This window comes from Dyadobacter alkalitolerans DSM 23607 (genome assembly GCF_000428845.1).
Classification (GTDB): domain Bacteria; phylum Bacteroidota; class Bacteroidia; order Cytophagales; family Spirosomataceae; genus Dyadobacter; species Dyadobacter alkalitolerans.
In genome coordinates this window covers 134855-161744 of record NZ_AUAS01000007.1, presented here as the reverse complement: position 1 = coordinate 161744, position 26890 = coordinate 134855, and the positions used below count along the sequence as shown (strand labels likewise).

The 26890-nt window shown below is 45.6% G+C and carries 22 protein-coding genes; 14 read left to right on the top strand and 8 right to left on the bottom strand.

Annotation, left to right across the window (positions count from 1 at the left end):
* Window positions 1-43 precede the first annotated feature (43 nt).
* Window positions 44-2179, bottom strand: coding sequence for a ferrous iron transport protein B (feoB, locus tag G395_RS0115730; protein WP_026630931.1), 2136 nt, complete (start codon window positions 2177-2179; stop codon window positions 44-46).
* Window positions 2180-2208: 29 nt separating this feature from the next.
* Entirely contained in the window at window positions 2209-2436 is a 228-nt protein-coding gene (locus G395_RS0115725) for a FeoA family protein (protein WP_026630930.1), read from the bottom strand.
* A gap of 171 nt (window positions 2437-2607) precedes the next feature.
* Here G395_RS0115725 and G395_RS0115720 point away from each other — a divergent pair, with 171 nt between their 5' ends.
* The 5 genes from G395_RS0115720 (at window position 2608) to ccsA (G395_RS0115700) (ending at window position 7341) form a co-directional block, all read left to right on the top strand.
* Window positions 2608-3285, top strand: coding sequence for a heme exporter protein CcmB (locus G395_RS0115720; RefSeq protein WP_026630929.1), 678 nt, complete (start codon window positions 2608-2610; stop codon window positions 3283-3285).
* A gap of 37 nt (window positions 3286-3322) precedes the next feature.
* Entirely contained in the window at window positions 3323-4009 is a 687-nt protein-coding gene (ccsA, locus tag G395_RS0115715; protein ID WP_026630928.1) for a cytochrome c biogenesis protein CcsA, read from the top strand.
* 75 nt (window positions 4010-4084) lie between these two features.
* Window positions 4085-4309 carry a CcmD family protein gene (locus tag G395_RS0115710; RefSeq protein WP_026630927.1) on the top strand — a complete coding sequence of 75 codons (225 nt, stop codon included), beginning with the start codon at window positions 4085-4087 and terminating at the stop codon, window positions 4307-4309.
* A gap of 6 nt (window positions 4310-4315) precedes the next feature.
* Window positions 4316-4750, top strand: a complete 435-nt coding sequence (locus tag G395_RS0115705) for a cytochrome c maturation protein CcmE domain-containing protein (protein WP_026630926.1) — start codon at window positions 4316-4318, stop codon at window positions 4748-4750.
* Window positions 4747-7341, top strand: a complete 2595-nt coding sequence (gene ccsA, locus G395_RS0115700) for a cytochrome c biogenesis protein CcsA (RefSeq protein ID WP_026630925.1) — start codon at window positions 4747-4749, stop codon at window positions 7339-7341. The genes G395_RS0115705 and ccsA (G395_RS0115700) overlap by 4 nt, the downstream gene beginning before the upstream one ends.
* A 131-nt stretch (window positions 7342-7472) precedes the next feature.
* On the opposite strand, the gene G395_RS0115695 is transcribed toward ccsA (G395_RS0115700), so the two are convergent.
* Window positions 7473-10025: a TonB-dependent receptor gene (locus G395_RS0115695; RefSeq protein WP_051350194.1), complete on the bottom strand. Its 2553-nt coding sequence runs from the start codon at window positions 10023-10025 to the stop codon at window positions 7473-7475.
* A gap of 97 nt (window positions 10026-10122) precedes the next feature.
* On the opposite strand from G395_RS0115695, the gene G395_RS0115690 reads away from it, so the two are divergent.
* Together G395_RS0115690 and G395_RS0115685 are read left to right on the top strand one after the other, a co-directional pair.
* Window positions 10123-10422, top strand: coding sequence for a DUF3817 domain-containing protein (locus G395_RS0115690; protein WP_026630923.1), 300 nt, complete (start codon window positions 10123-10125; stop codon window positions 10420-10422).
* A gap of 48 nt (window positions 10423-10470) precedes the next feature.
* Window positions 10471-12648 carry a DUF5916 domain-containing protein gene (locus tag G395_RS0115685; protein WP_026630922.1) on the top strand — a complete coding sequence of 726 codons (2178 nt, stop codon included), beginning with the start codon at window positions 10471-10473 and terminating at the stop codon, window positions 12646-12648.
* Window position 12649: 1 nt separating this feature from the next.
* Here the strand turns inward: G395_RS0115685 and G395_RS0115680 are convergent, their stop codons facing one another.
* Complete coding sequence (locus tag G395_RS0115680; RefSeq protein WP_026630921.1) at window positions 12650-14023, bottom strand: leucine-rich repeat domain-containing protein; 1374 nt, start codon at window positions 14021-14023, stop codon at window positions 12650-12652.
* 116 nt (window positions 14024-14139) lie between these two features.
* On the bottom strand, window positions 14140-15114 hold the full coding sequence (locus G395_RS0115675) for a polyprenyl synthetase family protein (RefSeq protein WP_026630920.1): 975 nt from the start codon (window positions 15112-15114) through the stop codon (window positions 14140-14142).
* 230 nt (window positions 15115-15344) lie between these two features.
* Here G395_RS0115675 and G395_RS29525 point away from each other — a divergent pair, with 230 nt between their 5' ends.
* Complete coding sequence (locus G395_RS29525; protein ID WP_051350192.1) at window positions 15345-16256, top strand: patatin-like phospholipase family protein; 912 nt, start codon at window positions 15345-15347, stop codon at window positions 16254-16256.
* 113 nt (window positions 16257-16369) lie between these two features.
* Here G395_RS29525 and G395_RS31165 read toward each other — a convergent pair whose 3' ends face one another.
* Together G395_RS31165 and G395_RS0115660 are read right to left on the bottom strand one after the other, a co-directional pair.
* On the bottom strand, window positions 16370-17626 hold the full coding sequence (locus G395_RS31165) for a M12 family metallopeptidase (protein WP_051350191.1): 1257 nt from the start codon (window positions 17624-17626) through the stop codon (window positions 16370-16372).
* A gap of 268 nt (window positions 17627-17894) precedes the next feature.
* The gene (locus tag G395_RS0115660; RefSeq protein ID WP_026630919.1) at window positions 17895-21125 is read right to left on the bottom strand and encodes a TonB-dependent receptor; all 3231 of its coding nucleotides are present in this window, start codon (window positions 21123-21125) and stop codon (window positions 17895-17897) included.
* Between the two features lie 409 nt (window positions 21126-21534).
* Between G395_RS0115660 and G395_RS0115655 the strand changes: the two genes are divergently transcribed.
* Complete coding sequence (locus G395_RS0115655) at window positions 21535-22311, top strand: alpha/beta fold hydrolase (protein WP_026630918.1); 777 nt, start codon at window positions 21535-21537, stop codon at window positions 22309-22311.
* On the opposite strand, the gene G395_RS0115650 is transcribed toward G395_RS0115655, so the two are convergent.
* Window positions 22304-22735, bottom strand: a complete 432-nt coding sequence (locus G395_RS0115650; protein WP_051350189.1) for a hypothetical protein — start codon at window positions 22733-22735, stop codon at window positions 22304-22306. The genes G395_RS0115655 and G395_RS0115650 overlap by 8 nt on opposite strands.
* A gap of 81 nt (window positions 22736-22816) precedes the next feature.
* Here G395_RS0115650 and G395_RS0115645 point away from each other — a divergent pair, with 81 nt between their 5' ends.
* The 5 genes from G395_RS0115645 (at window position 22817) to G395_RS0115620 (ending at window position 26888) form a co-directional block, all read left to right on the top strand.
* Window positions 22817-23521, top strand: a complete 705-nt coding sequence (locus G395_RS0115645) for an SAM-dependent methyltransferase (RefSeq protein ID WP_026630916.1) — start codon at window positions 22817-22819, stop codon at window positions 23519-23521.
* Between the two features lie 96 nt (window positions 23522-23617).
* Window positions 23618-24319, top strand: coding sequence for a hypothetical protein (locus G395_RS0115640; protein WP_026630915.1), 702 nt, complete (start codon window positions 23618-23620; stop codon window positions 24317-24319).
* A 151-nt stretch (window positions 24320-24470) separates the two neighbouring features.
* On the top strand, window positions 24471-25109 hold the full coding sequence (locus G395_RS0115630) for an MBL fold metallo-hydrolase (protein ID WP_026630914.1): 639 nt from the start codon (window positions 24471-24473) through the stop codon (window positions 25107-25109).
* A 3-nt stretch (window positions 25110-25112) separates the two neighbouring features.
* The gene (pssA, locus tag G395_RS0115625) at window positions 25113-25832 is read left to right on the top strand and encodes a CDP-diacylglycerol--serine O-phosphatidyltransferase (RefSeq protein ID WP_026630913.1); all 720 of its coding nucleotides are present in this window, start codon (window positions 25113-25115) and stop codon (window positions 25830-25832) included.
* Between the two features lie 54 nt (window positions 25833-25886).
* Window positions 25887-26888 carry a 3-oxoacyl-ACP synthase III family protein gene (locus G395_RS0115620; RefSeq protein ID WP_026630912.1) on the top strand — a complete coding sequence of 334 codons (1002 nt, stop codon included), beginning with the start codon at window positions 25887-25889 and terminating at the stop codon, window positions 26886-26888.
* The last annotated feature ends 2 nt before the right edge of the window (window positions 26889-26890 follow it).

Below are 26890 nucleotides of genomic sequence, written 5' to 3'. Positions count from 1 at the left end.
TTTGATACAATTGATTAAGCTATGCAATACTTTTCCTGATCTTTCAACTCATAATCTGATAAACCACAAACGCCGAAACATAAGCCAGCACCATTAAGTAGGCTAGTTGGATCAAGGGCCATTTCCAGCCGTGGGTTTCGCGCTGGACTACGGCGATGGTGCTCATGCACATCATGGCGAAAACGTAGAATATCAGCAGCGAATAACAAACTGCTGGCGTGAACATGGCGCCGCCGGTTTCGGGATTTTTCTCTTTGATTAACCGTTCCTTGACGGTCGGGACGTCCTCAAAATCACCGCTGATGCTGTAAATGGTTGCCATTGTTCCTACAAAAACCTCCCTTGCGGCAAATGATGCAAGTAATGCAATGCCAATTTTCCAGTCATAACCCAATGGCCTTATTGCTGGTTCGATGAAATGACCGAAATGACCCGCGTAGGAATTTTCCAGGCGCGCGGACGAAATGGCAGCATTAACCTGTTCCTCAGAAGCTTGCGGCATGCTGGCGACAACTTTTTCCTCCGCCCTCTCCATTTTATCACCCGGGCCATATGTGGATAACACCCAGAGAATGATCGAAATAGCCATGATCACTTTTCCTGCTTCCAGCACAAATGATTTCACGCTGTCATACATGGTAAATGCCACATGGCCCCAGCGCGGCAGCTTGTATGAAGGCATTTCAAGCATGAAATAGCCGGGTTCTTTTCTGGGGATAAATAATGACAAAATCCAAGCCGTTGCCAGCGCGCCTGCAAGACCCAGGAAATACAGTCCGAACAGAACCAAGCCTTGTATATTGAGGAAGCCAAGCACTTTTGTGGGCGGCACAACCAAGGCAATAAGGATGGTGTAAATGGGCAAACGAGCGGAACAGCTCATTAATGGTGTTACCAAAATCGTCAGTAAACGTTCGTAACGGCTGCTAATGCTCCTGGTTGTCATGATCGCCGGCACCGCGCAGGCCACGCCTGAAATTAGAGGAACTACGCTCCGGCCATTCAGGCCGAATTTGCGCATCAGTTTATCCATAATCACCATCACCCGTGCCATATAACCCGACTCTTCAAGAATTGAGACGAGCGCAAAGAGAATAGCGATCGGCGGAATGAAAACCAGAATCCCCCCAAGTCCGGCCATGATGCCGTCGGTTAGGAGATCATTCAAAAAGCCTTCGGGCAGAACACCTTTGGTCCACTCAATGGTTGCCGCAATCCCCGCATCCAACAGATCGCTGGGATAAGTTGCCCATGAAAAAATTGCTTGGAAAACCAGAATCAGGACAGCGGCAAATGTAACATATCCCCAAAACGGGTGCATCAGAATGCTGTCCAGCTTTCGTGTCCAGTAAGGTTGCTCGGTTACACCTGCTGACTTAACCGATTTAGAAATTATCGGCTTTATTTTCTCATAACGCGCAACGGTTTCTGCTGCCAGAAAGCCGTTTTCATCAAACTCGTGCTTTTCAATCAGCTTATCCAATGCAACTTTTGCAGGCGTTTCAAGAAATGAGAAGTTATCGTGCTGACAAACATATTGCAATGCAACATAATCATTATCAAGCGCATACATGCGCTTTACATCCGCAATGAGGTCGATCTCATTATCTTTGGGCTTATAGAAATAGGCTATTTCCGGTTTTGCAACGCGATCCGCCATTTGTCTAACCGCTTCTTTCAACGCATTCAATCCTTCACCTGTGCGGGCATTAATGCGCACGACCGGCACATTCAGTTTCATAGCAAGCTGTACGGCATTAACCGTCAGGTTCATACTCGTAGCCACATCCAACATATTGAGTGCCAGGACGCACGGCAAGCCAAGATCGCTGATTTCAGTGAACAACAGCAGGTTTCTTTGAAGGTTGGACGCGTCGACAACTACGATAACGACATCCGGGAAGTCAGGGTGTGCAGGGTTAGCGAGAATGTCCATCACGACAACCTCATCCCTTGATTTGGGATAAATACTATATGTTCCCGGAAGATCTACGACGATGGCAGCAGCATCGGGCTGGCCCGACTGGCCGGGAAGCTTGAATGTTCCAGATTTTTTTTCAACGGTAACGCCCGGAAAATTCCCGGTCTTTTGGCGTAAACCGGTTAATGCATTAAATAATGTAGACTTGCCGGCGTTGGGGTTACCAACCAGCGCAACTTTTATATTCCCTTGTTTCAATGGAGAGGCTTATAATCGGAACGTATCGCTTATTCAAGCACAATCACGGCCGCCTCGTTCAACCTGAGCGAAAGGCAATAGGAACCACCAACATTAATACAGATCGGATCACCAAATGGCGCAACCGCATCCAGACGCACCTCGCACCCGGGCAGACAGCCCATTTCCAGTAATTTCAAAGACATTGCCCGATCCGTAAAAGATTTTATGACCCCCTTTTCGCCCTTTCGAAGATGACTGACCGTACGAGCTGACATACACTCCTTATTTAGATTCATTTTATTTAAAGTGCAAATAAAGCACTATCACACCGTAATTCAAACATAACTTTTGCAATTGTGCCCACACCCATACAAATCATGGAAAATCATGATCAATTTATTATTTCCCTCAGGCTTTATGTAGTACTTTTGCAGCGCAAAGAGTAAATGAGCAGCGGAATTTTGAACGAGATCAGGACCCTTATCTGGAAAGAAGTTACACTCGAATGGCGTCAAAAGTATGCGCTGAGCGGCATGTTACTTTACGTGATCAGCACCGTTTTCGTTTGCTATCTGAGCTTTAATCTCAGAAGAAATCAACTCACTCCTATTGTCTGGAACACACTATTCTGGATCATTATTTTGTTCACTGCGGTAAATGCGATCGCCAAAAGTTTCTCTCAGGAGCGCTATGGCCGGTTGCTTTATTATTACAGCCTTTGCAGTCCGCAGGCGATCATTATTTCAAAAATAATTTACAATTCACTGATAATGTTATTGTTATCAGGAATGGGGTTTGTATTTTATTCGTTTGTAATGGGCAATGCAATCGGTGATATGGGGCTTTTTATCCTGTGCCTTTTTCTGGCTGCCATCGGTTTTGCATCCGTGCTTACCCTGGTGGCAGGGATTGCCTCCAAAGCGGATAACAGCGCAACATTAATGGCTGTTCTAAGCTTCCCGATCATCTTACCGATGCTGCTTATGACGATCAAGCTAGCCAAGAATGCCATGGATGGCTTGGACTGGTCGGTTAGCACGGACGAAATCAGCACACTGTTATCAATTGATCTCATAGTAATTACGCTCAGTTATCTGCTTTTTCCTTATCTGTGGAGAAGTTGATTCAGACTAGCGAGTAAGCACCAAAGTAAAGAGTAAAATGAGAAAAACCTGGTGGAAAATCCTCTGCATAGTAATCATATTCTATGTCATTGTTATGGGTCTGATGGGCCCGGTTCCGCACCTTGCCATCATCAATGAGAGCATTCGTAACACTTATTTTCACGTAGCGCTCTGGCTGGCGATGACCACACTGCTGTTCGTGTCCATGATTTTTTCAATTCGTTATTTAAATAAAGGACGCATCGGCGACGACGACATTGCGAGTGAACTCGCTAAATCTGCCATATTCTTCGGTATTCTGGGCTGCCTTACCGGCTCCGTTTGGGCGAACTACACCTGGGGCGATCCATGGCCGAATGACCCGAAACTGAATGGTGCGGCAGTTGGCATCCTGATCTATCTGGCTTACCTGTTGCTGAGAAGCTCTTTTGAAGACGAGCAGCGAAAAGCGCGTATTTCTTCGGTTTACAACATTTTTGCATTCGCTGTTTTTATTCCAATCATTTACATCCTGCCCCGGCTGACAGATTCTTTGCACCCGGGCAGCGGCGGAAACAGCACATTCGGCTCCTACGATTTCAACAGCGACATCCGGAAAGTTTTCTATCCTGCTATTATCGGTTACATTATGTTGGGATTATGGCTGGCCGAACTTCGGATCCGGATCAAGGTAATCAACCGCGTCAGGGACGAAGCATTGATCACTTCTGACAAAATCGCCTGAACACGCACTAAGTTTGAACGATCACAAACATTTTAAATCAAATTTTCGTTAAGAATTTAGACCGTTACTCATATAATGAAAAAAGTCTCCCTCTTACTACTCACCTTATTTTTGATCTCAGGAAACTTGTTTGCACAAGCCGTTGATAATGGCGTGCCTATGGCCGACAAACTCCGGGAAGACGGTAAGATATGGGTTGTTGTAGCTGTGATTGCTGTGATTTTCGCAGGGATCGCAATCAATATGCTTCGGATAGATTCCAAAGTAAGCAAAATCGAAAAGGAATTAAATATCAAGTAAACTTTCATGAAAAAGATACAAATATTCGGTTTGATCATCATTGCTGTGGCTATTGGCATTATTGTCTCAACAGCCGGTGACGCGAGCACATATGTCGATTTTACAAAAGCCAAAGAGATGGCACAGGATGGTGATGCAGAAAGCATTCACGTTGTGGGCACACTCAAAAAAGATGCATCCGGCCATATTATCGGCATGGAATACCAGCCGCAGGTTGATCCTAACTATTTTGCCTTCACATTGATCGACAATAACAAGGTGGAGCAAAGGGTCGTTTATAAAAACTCAAAACCACAGGATTTTGACAAATCGGAGCAGGTTGTGGTGGTAGGTAAAATGAAAGACGGCGCTTTCACCGCGGAGAAAATCCTGATGAAGTGCCCGTCAAAATACGAGAACGGTAAAATGGAAACGACTGAACATACAGCAGAACAATCATGATTCACAGCACAATCGGAAGTGCAGGTCACCTGCTGGTAATAATTGCATTTGTAACAGCCCTGGTTGCCACATTCGCCTATTTTAAGGCTAGCACGGCTGGCATCACCATTGACGACGCCCAAACCTGGAAAAAATTCGGACGCGCCGTTTTTTATGCGCACGTTGCTGCCGTGATCGGCGTGGTTTTCTCCCTTTACTGGATCATCGGAAACCATTATTTTGAATATCATTACGCTTGGAAAAACTCCTCGCTATCCCTGCCAACAGGTTATACGATTTCCAGTTTCTGGCAGGATCAGGAAGGAAGTTTCTTGTTGTGGATCTTTTGGAATGTGGTTTTAGGTTGTGTTTTAATCTTCACAAACCGCTCCTGGGAAGCACCGGTAATGACTGTTTTTGCATTGGTGCAGGCGTTTTTGACTTCCATGATTTTAGGAGTTGTTATTCCTGGCTTGGATCTTAAAATCGGTTCCACACCATTCTTGTTATTAAAAGAAGTAATGCCGGATCTGCCTGTTTACCAGATGGATGCGAACTTTATTCCAAAAGACGGAAACGGCTTGAACCCGCTTTTGCAAAACTATTGGATGGTAATCCACCCTCCTACCCTGTTCCTGGGTTTTGCTACAACATTGATTCCTTTCTCCTTTGCCATTGCAGGTTTATGGACCAAAAAGATCCAGGAATGGATCCGTCCTGCATTGCCCTGGGCGCTTTTTTCTGCCATGATCCTTTGTATCGGGATTTTGATGGGCGCTTACTGGGCCTATGAAACGCTGAACTTCGGCGGTTACTGGAACTGGGATCCCGTTGAAAATTCATCTATTGTGCCCTGGTTAATCCTGGTGGCGGCGGTGCATACAATGATCATCGGACGCAAAAATGCGACAGCATTAAAAACATCCTTTATCCTCACCATTGCCACATTTATCCTGATCCTCTACTCGACTTTCATGACGCGAAGCGGGGTTTTGGGAAATGCTTCGGTTCACTCATTTACGGATTTGGGCCTTTCAGGACAGCTTCTGATTTACTTGCTGACATTCACAATTGTAGCAATCGGCTTGCTGATTTATCGTTGGAAAGACTTGCCAAGTGACGAAGAAGAAGTTTCCACTTACTCTCAGGAATTCTGGATTTTTATTGGTGCAACATTGCTTTGTTTGTCTGGTTTCCAGATTTTAGCAACAACTTCCATTCCGGTTTATAACAAAATCGCGGAAGCATTCGGGACGGTTTTAAACATGGCGCTTCCTGCCGATCAGATCGGACATTATAACAAATTCCAGCTTTGGTTCTTTTCGCTGATCGTCATTCTGACGGGCGTAGGACAGTTTTTCTGGTGGAAAAGAACGGGCAAGGACAAATTACAAGCACTTTACAATCCGTTGCTGATCTCGTTGATCATTAGTGCTGCGATCATCACGATTCAGGGTGTTAAGGAAATTCAATACATTGTTTTGCTGACGTCAGCAGTCTTTGCGATCGTTGCAAACGGGACCATTTTGATCAACATTATCCGCGGGAACTACAACCTTTCCGGCGGTGCGATCACCCACATTGGTGTGGCGCTTATGCTGATCGGGATCCTGTTTTCTTCGGCTTATACCAAAGTCGTTTCGATCAACAATTCGGGTTTGATGATTTCCCGGAGCGAAGAATTTACGAATAACGACAATAAGGAAAATAAGGAGAACATTACGCTATGGCTCAATAAGCCAGAGAAAATGGGCGACTATATGCTTACCTGGCGCGATGTGCGCGTTGAGCCGCGTAAGATTCCTGGTTACATTCCTAAGAGCTGGGTGGACATTATTGAAGATGATTTCCATGCTGTTGCCTTACGCGACATCGTTGTTGATGGCAAAAAATACAATGTGAAAGGGGACACCATTGAGCTTTTTCCTGAGAATTTCTACTATGAAATCGAGTATAGGGAGCCATCAGGACGTATTTTCAGCCTGTTCCCAAGGGTGCAGATCAACCCGAGAATGGGTGGAATTGTTTCGTCACCCGACATTCAGCGGAAGGTGGACAAAGACCTTTATACCCACGTAAACATGGTGACCAATCCAACTGCAGAGCCGGTTTGGAGCCAGACGGAGAACTTTACGATCAGCATGCGCGACACATTCTTCGTGAACGATTACGTCGCGATCCTAGATAACGTGGTGCGTACGGAGCAGGTTGAAGGTGTTAAGCTCGGCGAAGGTGATGCTGCAGTGAAAGCCGTGATACGCGTGCTGGACAAAGACAAAGAATACGTGGTAACCCCATCATTCGTGATCCGCGACCGCATGGTGGCGCGTAAGCCGGAGGTCAACAATGATCTGGGCATGCGCATTCAGTTCCAGGAGATCAATCCACAAACAGGACAGTTCTCCTTCGCTGTCAACACCACCCAGCGCGATTTTATCGTAATGAAAGCAATTGAAAAACCGCTGATCAACATTCTTTGGCTGGGAACATTTGTACTGATGATCGGTTTCATTATGGCAACGATCAGACGTTTCAAAGACTTTATTAAAATGCGGGATAAGGAAAATCAGTCCGCCGATAAGAAGCCTAAAATTAAGGTGCAGGCTGTCTAGCGATGCTGGATCATTTAAAAGGGTGCGTTTGCTAAGCGAACGCACCCTTTTTATTTGTCATAACTCAAAGTTTTGCGCGCAAAAGCAGCGTGCTAAATAACGAACATTTAAGTTTTTGATCCAACACTATGTTAAAACCTGAAACCTAATCTGGTGAAGAAGAAAGCTCCGTTGGTGCCCATTTGTACGGGATCCCAGCCGCCACCTGATTCTGTCAGACTCGGCAGGGACTTATCCGGGTAAATGTTCAGAATGTTGCTGCCTCCGATCGAAAGCGAAATGTTTTTGCTGAACTTGTAATTTGCAGTTAAATCAGTCTGGACTTTCGCCTTGTAGATATCCAGCTCATAGTCCCAATTGGCCAGCTTCACCTCACCAAACCGTATAAAACGGAGCATAAGGCTGAATTTATCGACCCCATAATCAAACGTCAGGTTGATTTTCGACGGCGGCGCCGAAGCCAGCACGAAGCGTCGCTCCCTTTCATCAAAATAAGTGTCTTCCTTTCCGCGCAATCTTGGCACCGTGTTTACCGGCCCCAAATTCATATCATTAAAGTTAGCCGCCAATGTGGTGCTCAGCCGCCCGACGCCCACCGGGGTGGAATGTGCGATGATCAGGTCGATGCCTTTTGTGGTGGTGTAAGACAGAGCGTTTGTGAAAAACTGAGCTTGTCCAACCCGCAGATCTTTTAGCAGCTCTCCAATGTCCTCATCCTCATCGCTAAACTGCCCGGTAAGCACCACGCGATCCTTCACTTTTACATAGTAACCGTCAATTGTCACGGAAAGCCCCGGAGCCGGGTTCGTCGTAAGTCCGATGCTGGCGTTTTGGGAAGTTTCCTGCTTCAACTTTGGAATGCCCAGCGCCCTGGTTACTTCGCTGTTGTTATTGGCCAGCAGCACATCCACCGCTTCACCATTGACGAAATTGGTGAAAGTTGAATTGAAATATTTCTGAGCCAATGAAGGCGCCCTGAAACCTGTGCTCACCGATCCGCGTAACGCAATGGCGTTGGTGATCTTGTAACGCAATCCGACTTTCCCATTCAATGTAGTCCCAAAATCGCTGTAACTTTCGAACCGGGCGGCTGCATCGATCAACAATTTTTTAGTCAGATCTGCTTCTACGTCCAGGTAAGCACCTGCGTTGGAGCGGCTTTTATCCGTGACATCTGATGGACTGTAACCCGGAAAGCCCTGCGATCCGCCTGCCAGGGATGGATCGTAATTGTAGTACGAACCCCGCTCGCCTGCGAAAATCTTATAGCGCTCATTCCGGAGTTCACCACCAAAAGCAATGTTGAGTCCTTGCAAAATGGTTTTATAATTACGTGTAATGTTCAGGTTCGTCACGTTTTGCGCCAACTGAAATCCGCCTGCATCAAACTCCGTCCGTGAACCCTCGCCTAAGGACGTGTTAATGGTGTTTTTCACATCAAACTGAAATTTATTAAACCCGTAAGTATTGCTCAGATCAATGTTCCACGACTTCCAAACGCCACGAACTCCCGCCGTTACAGCTCTGTCATCGATCGTGCTGGCAATGATGGGATCAAATCCATTAGGGTAAATGGCTGGCACATTGCGGTCATCATCTGCGAAACGTGTCCACGCATAAGCATCACCTCTGCGCTTGTTGATTCCCCCAAAACTATAAAACTGGATATTCTCACCAACCGGGACTTTTGCATTGTAATAAAGCGCAGCATTGTTGATCCTGGGATCGCCATATTGCCGCCTTTGAAGCTCGTCCGGATCGGAAACTGTGTTTGCCCGGTTGGTATGGTCCCGGAAATTATAATCGGCCGTCACATTCACAAAACCTTTCTGCGCGACTTTTACGCCGTAATTGAGGTTAACATTATAATTCAGCCCATCAAAATCCTTGTTATCAAAGCGATATTTTGCCTTATAAATTCCTGCGTTCACATTGGCGGAAAGCTGGTTGACTGTCTCTTTTAAAACAATGTTGATCACGCCGGCAATGGCATCGGAGCCATATTGCGCTGCTGCGCCGTCCCTCAAAATCTCGATACGCTCAATGGCCGCCGCCGGGATAGCGTTCAAATCGGTGCCCGTATTCCCGCGGCCTCTTGTTCCGAAAAGATTGACCAATGCAGACTGATGGCGTCTTTTTCCGTTGATCAAAACCAATGTCTGGTCAGGTCCAAGGCCTCGCAGCGATGCAGGATCCACATGATCCGCGCCGTCAGATCCCGTTTGCCTGTTGGAATTGAAAGAAGGCGCAGCGAATTGCAAAAGCTGATTCACATCAAGCTGGCCTTGTTTGGTGGTGATCTCCCGAATATCAATCACATCCACGGGCGAAGGCGTGTCTGTGGACGACCGGTTTCCATTTCTCGAACCCACAATGGTCACCTGATTAAGAATGGACGCGTCGGTCATTGTGAAGTCCAGATTAGCATTGGCCGGAACCGCGCGCTCGACAACATTGTAACCGACAAATGTCGCAACCAGAATAGCATTGGACTTCCCTACCGACAGCGTATAGGCGCCACTGCTGTTCGTAATGGTTCCGTTATTGGTTCCTTTTTCCAGCACCGAAGCGCCAACGAGCGGCTCTCCGCGCTCATCGCGCACATTTCCCGAAACTTTAAGGCTTTGCGCCGTTGCATAAAATCCTGCAAGCGCAAGCAGACATGTAAAAATTGATTTTCTCACGAACGTTGGTGTTTGATTTTTGGTTATTCCTGCCTTCTAAATCTTCCTATTGCGTATCTTTACAGTTAATAATCTTACGCTTACAGTTCTTTTTTTTATGATCTCCACGCTTGTTAAATCCGCCCTCGGCCGTCTTCGCATCATTGCTTTTCTTGAAGGCATTTCTTACCTCGTTTTGCTCGGCATTGCTATGCCGTTGAAATATCTTGCCGGTCTTCCGCAGGCTGTCCGCATTGTTGGCATGGCACACGGCGTTTTGTTCGTGCTGTTTGTCGTTTTGCTGATCCAGGTTGCTACGGAAAGAAGCTGGTCTTTTAAGAAATCACTTCTGGCTTTCATTTCTTCGCTCGTTCCTTTTGGGACTTTTTATGCGGATGCAAAATGGTTCAGAAGCTGAGAACATCGCCTGAGCCTTTATCTACAACCATTCCTACACCCCGATCAAGTGCAAAAAATTTCTATCCTAAACCTTATTTTTTTCTGTTTAATCATTTCAAAAAGCATTGCACAGAAACCTAATGAAAAATATCAATACAATATTCATTCCGCGACGTCCCCGCTGAACATTGATGGTGTCGCGGATGACCTGGCATGGGAATCCGCTGAGGTTGCCAACAACTTTTTCATGATCACGCCTATGGACACCAGCTTTTCCAGGGCGCTTACGGATGTGAAAATGTGCTATGACAAGGACAACCTCTACATTCTGGTGGTTAATTATAAGCCGGTAAAAGGCTCTATTATTGTCGAATCATTGAAAAGGGATTTTTCTTTCGGGAAAAATGACAACTTTCTCCTTTTCATGGACACATTTGATGATAAGACCAATGGTTTTTCATTCGGTGCCAATGCTGCGGGTGCGCCGTGGGATGGCCAGCAGGGAGACGGCGGAACGGTTGATCTGAGTTGGGACAATAAATGGGTGAGCGCCGTCAAAAATGATGATGACAAATGGGTCTGGGAAGCTGCCATTCCTTTCAAAAGCATTCGTTACAAGCCGGGAATAACGAGATGGGGCATTAATTTCAGTCGTCAGGATCTCACTATTTCTGAAAAATCGGCCTGGGCGCCGGTTCCGAGGCAATTCCCCTCGGCCTCGCTTGCTTACACAGGCGTGCTGGCATGGGACGTTCCGCCGCCCAATCCCGGCCCGAACATTTCCATCATTCCCTACGCAGCCACAAGGTTGACGAAAGATTTCCAAAAAGACACACCGAATAAATACAAGCCAGCCGTTGGCGGTGACGTTAAAATCGGCCTTACCCCTTCCCTGAACCTCGACTTAACCGTCAATCCGGATTTCTCGCAGGTGGATGTGGACGTGCAGCAGACCAATCTGGACCGGTTTGAATTGTTTTTCCCCGAGCGTCGCCAGTTCTTTCTCGAAAATGCTGACCTTTTTGCCAATTTCGGGTACGCTACCATTCGGCCTTTTTTCTCCCGACGCATCGGATTAGGCGTCCCGATTCAGTTTGGTGCGCGTATGAGCGGGAAGATCAACAAGAACTGGCGCATCGGTGTGCTGGACGTGCAGACGGGTTCTTCCGATAGCCTGACGCCCAGAAATAATTACGCGGTTTTTGCATTGCAAAGGCAATTATTAGCCCGGTCCAATGTCCGTTTCATTTTTGTAAATAAAGACGCGACGAACTACTCGCCGGAGCAGCATCAGGCCACAAACCGCTATAACCGCAATATAGGAGCAGAATTTAACCTCGCCAGCGCTAAAAATCTCTGGACAGGAAAAGTTATGATGCTCAAATCATTTACACCTGGCAAGTCCACAGACGATTTCACGCACGCTGCTGATTTGAAGTTTAACAAAGCCAATTTTTTCTGGCAGTGGCAGCACGAATACGTGGGTAAAAATTTCAATGCAGAAGTAGGTTATGTGCCGAATGCCGTCAGGATGGGTTATTACAAGATCAGCCCGAACATTGGCTATCTGTTTTTTGTAAAAAATCCAAAGATCATCAGCCACGGCCCCAAGCTGATCAGCAATGTATTTTGGGACAAAAAGTTTGACCTCAGCGATCGTGAATTTATCCTTTCCTACAACCTGAATTTCATCAACCGCGCCACAGTCGCCGTTTGGGGATCGAGTAATTATGTAAGATTACTGAGACCTTTTGACCCTACGAACCTGGGCGTGGGAACATTGGCAACCGGCAGCGAGCACAATTGGAAAGCCGCCGGTTTTGACATTGTTTCAGGTCCGCAGAATCGCCTTACTTACACTGCTTCGGGGATTTTTGGTGGTTATTATCAGAATGGTCACCGTAACAATTTACGGGCGGAGCTGGGCTATCGTGTGCAGCCTTACGTAGCGATCACAATGGCTGGAAACTATAATGACATCCGCCTTCCTGAGCCGTGGAAAAGAACGCAATTGTGGCTTGTAGGCCCGCGGGTGGACTTCACATTTACCAACAACCTGTTCTTCACCACATTCATGCAGTACAACAATCAGGCCGATAACATTAACCTGAATGCGCGTCTGCAATGGCGCTATAAGCCTGCTTCGGATTTGTTTATCGTTTATACGGATAACTATCTGCCCGAAAATTTCCGCGTGAAGAACCGGGCGGTTGTCCTGAAGTTTACGTATTGGTGGAATTTGTAATTCAATAAAACACTTCAATGTTCTTGCTTTTCAGCTGACCAAGCTGCCGGCTGTATTTTGTTTCAGCATCGTCTTTGACGAACGGATTGCCGCGCAGGTAAAGTTTTTCAAGCTGCTTAATTTCCAAAAGCTGCTCCGGGAACTCCGGGAAGTTGTTGGAAGAAAGATCCAGCTCCTGCAATTTCACGAATGCGGTCAGTTCCGGGGGGAAATTGGTAAACCAGTTAAACCCCAGATCCAGGATTTTCAGGTTTTGCATTTTGGTAATGCTTGCCGGAAGTTTGCTCAGCCGATTATGGTGCGCATATAATGTATGAATGCGGCTCAGTTTGTCGATCCGTTCGGGCAATGCTTTTATCTGGTTATAGGAAACGGCCAGATGTGTCAGGTTTTTAAGCTTAGTAATGCTTTTCGGCAGCATTTCCAGCTGGTTGTAATACAGATCCAACACTTGCAGGTTCCTCATTTTCTTAATCCCCTTGGGCAAAACGGCGATATCGGATTTGTAAAAATTCAGGTCTTGCACCGATTTCAGTTTTCGAAAACTGCCGTTTGACAATGCTGACATTTGGTTGCCGCCGAGCCATAGCGTCCTTAATTTCTTGCATTTTCGAATGGCAGGAGGAATGTTGGTAAATTTATTTTCTTTTAGATTCAGCAGATACAATGTTTTGTTACCCGTGATCTGAAAGCTTTTTTCGGTGAGCTTATTTTGCTGTAAATGGAGTTGAGCCAGCTTAGGCAAGCGCGCCATGTCGATATGAACCGCCTGCAACTCGTTGTTTCCCAAATATAACTCTTCCAGGTTGGGAAACCGGTAAATGACATCGGGTAATGTCTTCAATTCCAGCTGGTTCAGATAAAGCCGCTTTGTTTTTAATGTATCCTGAAAAACCAGCGCCGTTTTCAAATCAACTACCGAGCTGTCGCCACGTCTAACCTCCCGCACTACGGGCTGCTTCCCTACCGTTCGGACCGACACGACCGAAAACTTTTTCCCTGTTTTCGAAACTTTCCATCCATCAAAACCAGTCAGAAAAGCATATTGGGCGTGTTTATCGAGGGAGTCTTTGTCATATCCATCACCGGTCCGCAGGTCGAAGATCAAATAGTCCAGGCTTCCGGATTCATTGACATAAATCTGCGTGAATACGGTGATACCCGGATTGGGATTTTCGGGAAATGCGGACGCGATAATCAAACTGGTTTTCTTCATCACCTCAGTCATCCTGGACTGGTCTTCACTTCCGTACTCGTTGGCGATTTTAATAGGGTCGATGCCCTCTTTTCCGAGATTTTTTGAAGAAACCACCTTCATTTGTGCGCACGCACATTGCACGCACAAGCAGATTAATGCAGAGAATATAGCTTTCATGAAATAAAGGTTTTTATGGAAGTGCTAACATAACTAAAAGTTTAGTCATATTATTATAGTTACTTACATATTTTCCTTTGTAAGCTTGGTAGAATCTGTAACTAACAGATTAATAACTATTTACTCCTTTCGATGGTGTATTGAACGAGTTGTTCGAGGGAATGCCGGTGTGGTGACTCAGCGAATTCGTATAGAAGTGCCCTTGCTTCCTCGACGTAACGCTGCATGACCTGTTGCGCGTAACCGAGGCCACCGGAGTCTTTTACAAAGGCAATCACCTCGCTCACTTTTTTAGGTTTGTGACTTTCGTTTCGGATGATATTGATGATCCTCCGTTTTTCAAGCCAACTTGCCTTATTGAGCGCGTAAATGAGCGGCAGCGTCATTTTTTTCTCCTTAATGTCAATTCCAAGCGGTTTGCCGATCTCATCTTCGCCGTAATCGAAAAGGTCGTCTTTGATCTGGAAAGCCATTCCAACTTTTTCGCCAAATGCATGCATGCGCTTCACAATGTCGGCCGTAGCACCCACAGAACTGGCGCCTACCGCGCAGCAGGAAGCAATAAGAGAGGCTGTTTTTTGCTTAATGATCTGATAGTAAACTTCCTCGTTGATGTCGAGCCGGCGTGCTTTTTCAATTTGAAGCAACTCTCCTTCACTCAGCTCACGAACGGCAGTAGAAACGATTTTCAGGATATCAAATTCCCCATGATCCACGGACAGGAGCAGCCCGCGCGAGAGTAAATAATCACCCACAAGGACGGCTATCTTGTTTTTCCATAATGCATTAACAGAGAAAAAACCGCGGCGGTAATTGGAGTCATCCACCACATCGTCGTGCACGAGCGTAGCCGTATGGAGCAATTCGATCAAAGCGGCGCCACGATAAGTGGACTCGGCTATCTGGCCGCAAACACCAGCTGAAAGAAACACAAACATCGGCCGGAGCTGCTTGCCTTTGCGGCGGACGATGTAATTCATGATCTGGTCCAGCAGCATTACGTCACTTTTCATAAACTGACGAAACTTGTGCTCAAAAGCTTTCATTTCATCTGCAACCGGGACCTGAATTTCCTTTATTGAAAGGGTCATATTTATGGACGAGGGCTTCAAAAATCCCTCCTGATATAAAAGGCGTCGGAAAACCGGAATTCGTTTTCATCGTTTTTCCGCTTCTGAACTCTGATCTTCAAATTTGGAATAAAATCTTCTGTTTATATCAATTTTAGTATGAAAATGTTTAGAATTGAAAAAATTAGGATTGCGATCCGTCGTTCTACCATTCAATCACTGCGCCGGCACCCCGGTTCAAACAACATTACATGAAAGCATTAGTGCTGGGAGGAGGATCAATGAAAGGCGCCTTTCAGGTTGGCGTTATACAAGCTGTGCTGGAAAATGGGTTTGAGCCCGAAATGGTTTACGGCATTTCCGTCGGCGCGCTGAATGCAACATTTCTTGCCAATGAAGCTGGAAAGCAAATGCACGAAAAGAATGCAGTGCAATGGCCGGTCGTCAGCAGAAAACTGCTCGAATTCTGGATCAAAAACATTACGCAGCCGCAGGACATTTCCATGCTCCGCTCCCGTGTAATGCTGGGTATGGCGACGCTTATGAGCCGTTTCGACGGGATCGTGGATCCTATGCCCCTGCATTCCATGATCCGGAAGCATGTGAACGATAAATATCTCCATAACAACCCCGTTAAGCTGAAAGTAGGCGCCGTGAACATCGGCAGCGGCGAAATCAAGTATGCTTCGCCCAATAGTCCCCACTTTATGAGCTATGTATACGCAAGCTCATCCATTCCTATGCTGATGCCCGCTGTCGAGATTGAGCAGCAGCTTTACCTGGATGGCGGTCTGCGCGAAGTGGCGCCGATCCGGCAGGCGATTGAAGATGGTGCTACGGAAATTGTGCTGATCGCCTGCCATTCACCGCTTCTGTATCAGCCGGAAGACATAAATTCACGCAACCTGATCACATTAATAGAGCGTGTCAGGGACATTACGGTCAATCAGATCGTCAACAGCAACATTGTCTGGGCCGAGTCATTTGTAGACCGTTCCAATCTCCGCGGGAAGCCTATGAAACTAACGGTTATCCGTCCCGCCGCACCGCTTTTTCTTGATTTACAACACTTCACTTCCGAAGACATTTCCCGATTGATTGTGGAAGGTTACCGGGCTGGTATTGAGGCGGTTATTACGGCAACCGAAAAAGTACAGAAATAAAGTTGGCGCCATTTGACATGAAGGAGCCTGTTCCGGTTCAGAAACAGGCTCCTTCGTTTCTTACAAATCTTACAGTTCAGACGAAAGTCAAGAGTACACGACTGATGATAAATTCAATAATTCCCCTTGTTCGGGCTCGTGACAGCGAAGTTCACATACTCGCCAGAAGTTATATCTCCATAATTTGTATTTTCATAATTATTGTATCTACCCAACCAAATAGCGCCTGATTCCCCATTTAGACGTTGGTAACTTAAATTTGAAATAGAGGAGCTGTATCCTCCAAATCCATTGGCTTGGTTTAGTTGCTTATTTACGTTTACGACTCTCGGCGCATTACCCGTGTATGGTGACGTACACTGTCTGTCATTATAAAATTCGACGAAATAGTCAGCTTCTTCATTATAGTATGATGTGGTACCCGAGGAATTGGAATCATACGAGATTTGAACCTTTCTAACTTTTGCGTAAGGAGCTCCATAAATAGCGTTGGCCGTTTCAATATCTCCTTGTGAAAGGCCATTCCTTTGACCGACAAAGTTGGTTTGATTAATTCTTTGAATGGTAGGTAACCCATTGCTACTAAAAGCAAAGGATCCATAAAGCATAACAGAGCCGAAATCAAAAGCACCAAATTGGAAGCCAGGTCTGCCCAATTCCGAATAAGTCCGAAATTGATTTCTGGTGTTTTCGTTGTTTTCAATGTTGGCCCAATTAATTTGTATCGCATTACCTCTATCGGTTCTGCTTTGCTCATGATAAAAACCGACGGCATGTCCGATTTCATGTATAGTGTTACCCGTAGAACAATTTGTTCCTAAATTTATTGTTTGCCTTCCTCCTATCTGGCCGATACTCGAGGAGCAATCATCAGCACCAGCGGATACAAATTCGATGTAATTACTTTGATTGGTCCGCACCTGAAAGTCCAAAGAAGTCACTGATTCCCAATGAGCGATAGCATTTGTTACCCGCTGCTGATTTGCCAAACCAGAATTAATTGTGTAGTAAACAATTGAGCTAGGCCAATGTCTTACAAAGTCTGATGTTGCAGTCCGCTGATTTGCTCCACTCTGAAGCATCTCAACCTGTTCCTTTGATAAAACTATATCACCCATCCAGATATACTTATCACCAACTTTTTTAACATAAATTTCTTCTCCATTCATTTTAAAAACAACCGACTCGCCTGCTGTCCCCGGAAGTGCCTGTTCAGTAAGCACTGTGGAGGCCGTTGAGTTGTCAATATCCGCAACTGCCTCTTTTCTGGCATTTACATCAGTATCATTTTGACACGAGACTACAATAAAACACACAAGTATTAAATGAAATGCTACTTCAACAAAACGTAAAATTCCAGTTTTCATCATTTTGAATGTTTAAGTGATACATTTTCTACAACAATCGGATTTATTAATAACTAATTCTACAAGTGAAAATAAGTAAAATATTAGTTACAACAATTTACATCATCACAAATTCCTTGGTATCACCCGAAAAGCAACATTTTGTTAATATTGGCAAATTTCATCTTCTACTGCAATCGACAACTGTGATAGGCAATAGCGCTGTCAAACGGTCAGAAACAGAGAAGGCGTTCATTGAACGCCTTCTCTGTTTCTGACCGTTTGAACTGAATTAGTTGAAAATATAACGAACCCCAAACTGAGCCCTCCAGCGAGAATTGATGTTTTCTGCTGAAAATGGTTTCCCATTTGTCAGTGTAGGTTTATAGCTGTAGGTAGGCGTTGTTGTACCTGTTTTTGTTCCTTCAAAGTTTATGAGAGAAAAGCTATTGTTAGAAATGCTGTACTGCCTGCCCCATTCATTGTTCAAGAGATTACCTAAATTAAGAATGTCAAAAGTAAATTGGAGCTTGTTGATAGTATTTCCAACCTTTACGCCAAACTCCTGTGTAAAGCGCACATCAATCACGTTTTGCCAAGGCAACTTTTTCGCATACCGCTCTACATACTTACCTCTGTTTTCTTTCAGATAAGAATCGCCTTCGATAAACGAATTAAGATTCGTCCATTGTGCTTCCGGTGATTCAGTAACATTGTTTCTGGTTGATGTTACCAATTCAATTTCCCCTTGATTTTTTGGCACGTAAATCAGATCATTGCCACTCGTCCCATCCAGATTCGGATCGCCGTTATAGACATAAGATAGATTAGGACCGTGCTGCCCATTGTAGAAGACAGACAGCTGCGATGAAGAATGGTTCAAATATTCTATCTTATAACTCGCATTTGCAATTACTCTGTGACGCAAATCGCCGATCGAATATCCCAGTTCTTCCCTGTTAGGTCCGGAGGCAGAATAGTAGAAGCGCCAGTTAGAATAAGCCGTGCTGGAAGTACCGGGATTGATATCTTTCGCCATTCCATAATTGTAGGCTGCCGAAGCATTGAAATTTTTGCTGAATTGCTTTTGAATTTGAGCAACCAAATTATAAGTATAGCCTTTATTGGTATTTGTATACTTAATAATCTCATTGAAATTTGCATCCGCTCTTCCGCTCTTATACCTGATTCGTTTATCTACATTGGTAAAGACGGACGAAGGATCCTCAACCCTGTTAAGATTCTCAAAACGCACATTATTAAAAGTCTTAGAGAATATTGCTTCAAGTGAAACCACAAAGCCACCCGGAAGCTGCTTATCAATGGCAAGGTTACTACGAAAAACCTGAGGATATTTAAGAGCTTTATCGGTAACATTGATGTCACCAACACCAGCTTTACCCCCAAGATCAGAAGCTTTTGGTTGCTTGTATGGATCTGCTTCGAACCTTGTCACGTTTGTTAGAGGCGTGGCTGTGTTAGCGCTGGTTCCCGTATTAAATGTTCCGTTCAGCTGACCATTGTTTGAGTACTGGTTGGACAGCCAAACGAATGGCACTCTTCCGGTGAAAATACCGGATCCACCCCTTATCTGAAGTGTTTTATCACCTTTCACGTCCCAATTGAATCCAATTCTGGGTGACACCATCAATTTGGTGCTTGGGATTTGGTCAGTAGCCACGTCAAACTTCGCATAAGCTTCGTTAAACGCTTGATTAGCAACCGGCTTTTCCGAGAAGACAGGAATATCCAAACGAAGCCCTGCTGTTAATTTGAAATTAGGGCTCAGGCTAATTTGGTCCTGAGCATAAAAGCCCAATTGAAATGCTTTCCATTTTGCACCTCCTTCACTTTGGCTCGGGTCATCGCTGGGATCAAGAGAATAGCCAATCCCGTAAAACACAGGTGCTACTTCGTTTGGAGTGCCGATTGAAGCAAAATCTGCAAGTGTTCTGTAGGAATAGTTTCCGTAGATATTCTGAACAAATAAATTATAGAAACTGTAGAACTCATTGTGCGTTCCGAATGTAAGTGTATGTTTTCCCTTGTATAAAGTGAAATTATCTGTTATGCTGAAAATATCCTGATCAAGCTGGTTGGCAACAGACGAACTTTCACTTCCGATCGCTATCGAACGGCCTCCGCTCATTAAAATATTTACGTTTGGAAATGGATTACCCAGCGGGTCCCGGTCATCTCTTACTCTGGTATATCCAATGAGAAGATGGTTGGACATCGAACTTCCAAATGAGCTGTTCAGCTCAATCCCGGTTGAATTTGTAGTACTTGGAAAAAATACACCATTACTTGAAAAGCGCAGACTGTTTACACCTCTGCTGATCTGGATCTGCTCCCCGTATGTATAGCTATGCCGAAGCGTTAACTTATGGGCCTTGTTGATGTTCCAATCCAACCTTGCAAGGAATTTATTGCTTTTTGTTTCTTCCGCAATGTTGCCGTAAGATCCCGGATTATAGTTTGGAGCAATTCTTTTTAAAACATCCACAACGCTATCCGCCTGAGCAGTGGTAATATTAGATCCCTGCTGACCTGGCGTAAATGATAGCGGTGTTTCCCGACGTGTCCACTCCCCATTTACAAAAAGAAAAAGTTTATTTTTGATCAAAGGCCCGCCTATCCTGAACCCCACTTGCTTATCTGTAAACTTGGACAACTTATCCTCCTTGTCCGTATTTGGATTCGTTTTTCCCGCAAGGTTTTGGTTGTTACCAAAATAATATATGGATCCCTGAATCTTATTAGAACCACTTCTAGTAACCGCATTGATTCCGCCTCCCGTAAAGCCACTTTGCGTAACATCGTAAGGAGCAACACTGATCTGAAATTGCTCAATTGCGTCTAAGCTAATAGGCTCGATGCCTGTTTGCCCACCGTTTGTTCCGGAGGACGATAACCCAAATACATCGTTACTTACCAATCCGTCAATAGCGAATTGGTTGTATCTGTTGTTGATGCCTGCGAAAGAAGTTCCATTCCCGTTTGTGTTTGCCAGTGGGCTTAATTTTGTAAAATCCTTCAACCCCCTGCTTATGTTGGGAATTGATTGAATTGTCGAATTGGAAATGTTGGTCGCCGCACCGGTCCTGTCAGAATTAATTACGGAGTTTCTGCTGCTCGTAATGAGCACTTCTTTCAGCTCAGTATTTCCATCCGCCATCTTAAAGTTCACATTTGCTGCTGAACCAAGATTGGCGTAAACGTCGTTAATCTGCTGGTCCAAAAAGCCGACGAAACTGACTTTAATTGAGTAAGGCCCCCCAATGCGCACCGCAGGGATTATATATTCCCCTTGAGCATTGCTTACTGAACCATATTCGGTGCCGGAGGGAACGTGAATGGCAAGGACTGTTGCGCCGGGCAATGCTTCGCCGTCGGCATCTGTAACTCTTCCACTGATTGCTGATGAAGTTACCTGCGCCCTGACATCAGGACTAAACAGGGATAATAGGAAGACAACCAGCGCTAGGCTCGCTGCCCTGAAAAGTAAACTTTTCCCGTTCATAAATTTGGTTGATTTGGTTTGCAATATTAGAAGCTTCATCAATGACGATGAGTAATATTTACCGTAAAATAAATTCTTTTTTATTTCAATAACAAAATCGCAAATCCTACTAAAATACAATACTAATCAGCGTAAATGCTTGATTTGTTGGAATAATACATAATTCTGTACCAATTATTCAATATTACAAAGATTAAGAAATTGTTAATAAACCAGCGGATCAGCCCCATGGCTTTTTAAAGCAATTATTGAGGTGCTAACCAGTTTTTTCGGTTGAAAAATAAATTTTTGAAACACCCGCAAAAAGATCCTGGAAAATCAATGTTGAATTAAAACCTGCCTGGCTTTGTCCTTCTTATAAATAGCCCGACTTTTACATTTCGACCATTAAAACCATCTCCAATACATAATGCAACTCAACTATAAACAGATCGGTGAAAGCGGAAGAGCTGTGATTATTCTCCACGGCGTTTTCGGTTTTCTCGACAACTGGCTTACAATTGGCAAGACCATTTCTGAACACGGCTTCCAGGTATATCTCGTCGACCAGCGCAACCACGGACGTTCCCCTCACGAGGGACATCTGGATTTTCAGACCTTGGCAGCAGATTTGAAGGGCTTTCTGGAAGAGCACCAAATCATTGATCCTGTTCTGATCGGCCATTCCATGGGCGGCAAAACCGTTATGGAATACGCTGTAACTTACCCGGAAACCCTTACACAGCTCGTCATTGTGGACATAGGACCCAAAGCCTACCCTATCCATCATAAAAGAATATTGGAAGGACTTAATGCGATTCCTATCGACGAAATTGAAAGCAGGAACCAGGCGGACGAGATATTAAGTGAATACGAGCCGATTTTAGCAGTGCGTCAGTTTTTGCTTAAAAATCTATACAGGAAAGACGAAGGTGGTTTCGGATGGCGGTTTAATTTGCCAATCCTCACATCCGATATGAGCAAGGTAGGATCGGAGATTGTCTCTAAACAAAAAATTGAAGCCCCCACCCTTTTTATCAAGGGTGAGAACTCCAAATACATTGTTGATGAAGACTGGGAAGGGATACTAAAAATATTTCCGAATGCCCGGCTCGAAAACATCGCCGACGCGGGACATTGGGTGCAGGCGGAGCAACCGAAAGCATTTGTTGCAGCGCTGCTGAAATTCCTGGAAGAAACTACCTGACATACTTAAACCGCTGGTTATTGCACGGCGTAACGATCATTTCAGGACCGGATAATTCTATTTCCCAACTCGCGCAATTCACACAATTGACGAGTACGCATAACGGATTCGGTGGAAGCGCGACCTGCGGCTTAACAGGCATTACCTGATCATTGATAATGAGCATTCCGGGGGCGCAGCAACGCGGTTTCCCGTCTGTGTCAAGCATTACACCATCGGAACGAAAGATCAGCGTGTCTGCTTTGGCAGGGTCAATGGGTTCCCAGACTTTATTTCTGCCGTCGATGGCGTTTTTCTCCACTGCGGTGAGATACCATTTGCCCTGAACAGATAAAAGCTCCGGGGCGCTCATTGCCTCCATTGTGTCTTTTTTACAGGATAACAACAGGGCGATACAGAAGGGTATGTATAGTAACTGTTTCATTGTCTTTTAACTTTGTTCTTTCACATATGAAACAAATCAGGTGAATAAGGTTGGAAGAAAATTTAAATTTCAAATTAACTTATGAATCAGCCCCCTAACAAGCTTTATCTTATCCCGACCATCCTTGCAGATGATACACAGCAGCAAGTGCTAAGCCCTCAGATTCTTAGCACGATCCAAAATCTCAATGTATTTTTTGTAGAGAATGTGCGGACGGCCAGGCGCTTTATCAGCGGCCTCCGGTTAGGTAAGGTCATTGACGAATTAACATTTATCGAGCTGCACAAGGATACGCCTGAGCACATTACGCGGGAGCATTTGCGGGCGCTTACCCAGGATGCGGGCGTGCTGTCGGAAGCGGGTTGCCCGGGCGTGGCCGACCCCGGCGCTGTGGCGGTGGGCCTGGCTCATATACTGGGTATTCAGGTGGTGCCATTGGTTGGTCCTTCCTCCATTTTATTGGCGCTGATGGCTTCTGGGCTGAGCGGCCAGTCTTTTGCGTTTCACGGCTATCTGCCCATTGATAAATCCGAAAGGAAAAAAGCTTTGCAGCAGCTGGAACGTGACGCCAGACAAACAGGCCAGACGCAGATTTTCATGGAAACACCATTTCGTAACAACACATTTTTAGAGGCGATCCTCGAATCCTGCGCACCAGATACGATGCTTTGTATTGCTGCTAATGTGACGGCTGAGGATGAGTTTATTAAGACGATGTCTGTCAAAAACTGGAAGTCGGCCAAGCCCGATCTGCACAAGAAACCTTCGATTTTCCTGATTGGGTAATGCTAAAATGTTGTACAATATTTCCAACCATCTGTGCTGAAAACTGATCCTATTGGTAATTAAAGTCAATAACTCAACTACAAACTTTACTCCACCATGAAAAAATGGATCCTGTTTTTGGTCTTTCCGCTGGCTGCTTTCATGTCATCGTGCAAGGACGGCGATTCGCTTAACCCCGTATTTATCTCTGATTCCGCTTTTGAAACCGGCACGGATGGCTGGGCCGCTGAATTTGCTGAATACGACACAACCACAGATTCTTCAACATTCCGCATGTTAGCGGTCCGTTCACGGCTGCCGACCGGCCTGGATACGAGCAAATATGCCTATTTCGTTGAGGCGTCAAATCGCAGTGATGATATGTTTATGTATCTCAAAAAGAGACTGACCGGCTTTAATGCGAACCAGACTTACAACATCACATTTGAAGTGACCATTGCAACAAATTATCCCGAAGACGGCATAGGCGCCGGCGGCGCTCCCGGCGGTTCCATGTTTCTGAAAGCCGGCGCGTCCGGTGTTCAGCCAGGCCGGAGACTGGTAAGTGGAACATACGAATTCAATCTTGACAAGGGAGCCCAGTCGGAGGAAGGCGTTGATGCGGTTATCCTTGGAAACGCGACCAACGAAAGCACTCAGAGCGCATTCCGGCTTACTAAAAAGTCCAACACGAAGCCATTTGCCGTGAAGGCCAACGAGAATGGTGAGATTTGGCTCTTTGTGGGCGTTGATTCCGGGTATGAGGGTCTGAACACGGTTTATTATGACCGGGTTAAAGCATTTATATCCGCGCAATAACGGTTCTTGGTAACTTCTGATTTAAAGCGCTGCTGCATTTTTTAATGTTGCGGCGCTTTTTGTTTTTGGCACATTCACGGCATCTTTCAGGTCTGTTTGCAAAGTGTTTTGTAACTTCGTCCGAAACTATTGCAGCTCTTACCCAGATAAAATGACGACTGTCCAGACTTTCACATTCAACCCATTTCAGGAAAATACCTACGTGCTTTATGACGAAACGGGCGAGGCGGTCATCATTGATCCGGGCTGTGTGGAGAAAGATGAATACGAGGAATTATATGGTTTTATTGAAAAAAATGGCCTAACACCGGTCGGGATCATCAACACGCATGCACACATTGATCACGTTCTGGGCGTTGCAGCTGTAAAACGGAAATATAACATTCCATTTGCGTTGCACCAGATCGATGAACCTTACCTGCGAGCCGTTAAAACTTACGCTTCCAATTATGGCTTTTACCAGTTTGACGAGCCCGAAATTGACCGTTATCTGACAGAAGGAGAAATTGTAAAATCCGGGAATACTGAGCTGGAAGTCATTTTTGTCCCCGGCCATGCTCCCGGACACGTTGCATTTGTAAACCATGCAGATCATTTCTTAATAGGCGGTGACGTGCTGTTTCACATGAGCATCGGGCGTTCGGATCTGCCGGGAGGAAACCATGAGATTTTAATCAACAGCATTCGCACCAAAATGTTTACATTGCCTGATGACTATAAGGTTTACGCAGGCCATATGCAGGCAACGACCATTGGTTTCGAGAAGAAAAACAACCCTTTTTTCAAATAACCCATGATCCGCCGCAACATTCCCAACGCCCTCACCTGTGCAAACCTGCTATGCGGATGCATAGGAGTCGTAGAAGCGTTTCATAACAATCTGGTTATTTCCTGCATCTTAATCGGCGCAGCACTTATTTTTGATTTTTTTGACGGCTTTGTGGCGAGGCTATTGAAAGTGAGTTCTGCCATCGGAAAAGATCTTGACTCGCTGGCCGACATGGTGACATTCGGGTTATTGCCAGCCATTATTGTTTATCAGCTTCTGATGCAAAGCATTCCCGACCTGCTCGGCATATGGAAAGCTTATCCAGCGTTTATCATTGCCATTTTCTCAGCGCTAAGGCTGGCGAAGTTTAACAATGATCCCCGCCAGAGCGATTCCTTCATTGGCCTGCCCACGCCGGCCAACGCAATGCTGATCGCATCGCTCCCGGTTATCCTGTTGACCGAAGATCCGTTCTGGAAAGACATTATTGTCAACACCACCAATCTCCTCATCTTATCCGTCGTAATGTCGTTCATGCTCGTCATGGAAATGCCATTGATCGCATTGAAATTCAAGCATTTCGGCTGGAAAGGGAACGAATTCCGGTTTTTGCTTATCGCATCGACAGTGATTCTGATCCTGACGCTTAAAATCCTTGCAGTGCCCGCCATTATCATTCTTTACATCCTGCTTTCGGTGCTGGATAATGTCACGAAAAAGGATAGATCAATTGGTAACATTTAGTTTTTATTGCAACTTTGTCACGGGTGTTTTCAAGTAATTCTTCGCAAAAAAAGTATGGCTTTCTCTAAAATAACCGGTCTTGGCTATTACGTGCCTGATAACATTGTCACCAATAATGACCTGACCAAATGGATGGAGACTTCGGATGAATGGATCCAGGAAAGGACCGGAATCCGCGAACGCCGCTACTTTGAGCATGGAAAAGACACCAATTACAGCATGGCCGCAGCAGCCTCCCGGCAGGCACTGGAACGTGCAGGTTTGGAGCCCAACGACATCGACGTTCTAGTTTACGCCACCATTACACCCGACTATTTCTTTCCCGGCTCCGCCTTTTTAATGCAGCGCGAGCTCGGCATGGACGGGAAGCCGGTGATCGATATCCGTCAGCAATGCTCCGGGTTTTTATATGCACTCTCCATTGCGGATCAGTTCATCCGCTCCGGCATGTATAAGACAGCACTGGTGATCGGCAGCGAGATCCAGTCTTCCTGGATTGACAAGACCACGGCCGGCAGAAACACCGCCGTAATCTTCGGAGACGGCGCCGGGGCAGCGGTTCTTACCGCTACTGAAGATCCCCAACATTGTATATTATCTACACACCTTCACGCAGACGGGCGTTTTGCAGAAGATTTATATGTAAAAGAACCAGGCAGCAGCCGTCCTGGCCGGGCTGCCACAAAAGAAATGCTCGACGAGGGTGGTTTCAATGTTCATATGAACGGAAATGCGGTTTTTAAGCACGCAATCGTCCGTTTTGGAGAGGTGATCACTGAGGCCCTGGAAGCGAATGGATTTCAGCAAAGCGATCTTGATTTACTGGTTCCGCACCAGGCCAATATCCGTATCAGCGACTATGTGCGGCAACAACTAGGGCTGTCTGAGGCACAAGTGGTTAATAACATTCAACGTTTCGGTAACACCACGGCAGCCTCCATCCCCATCGCCATGGCGGAAGCCTGGGAGCAGGGCCGGTTACAAGATGGAAACCTTATTTGTCTGGCTGCCTTCGGAAGCGGGTTTACGTGGGCTTCTGCGCTGATCAGGTGGTAAAT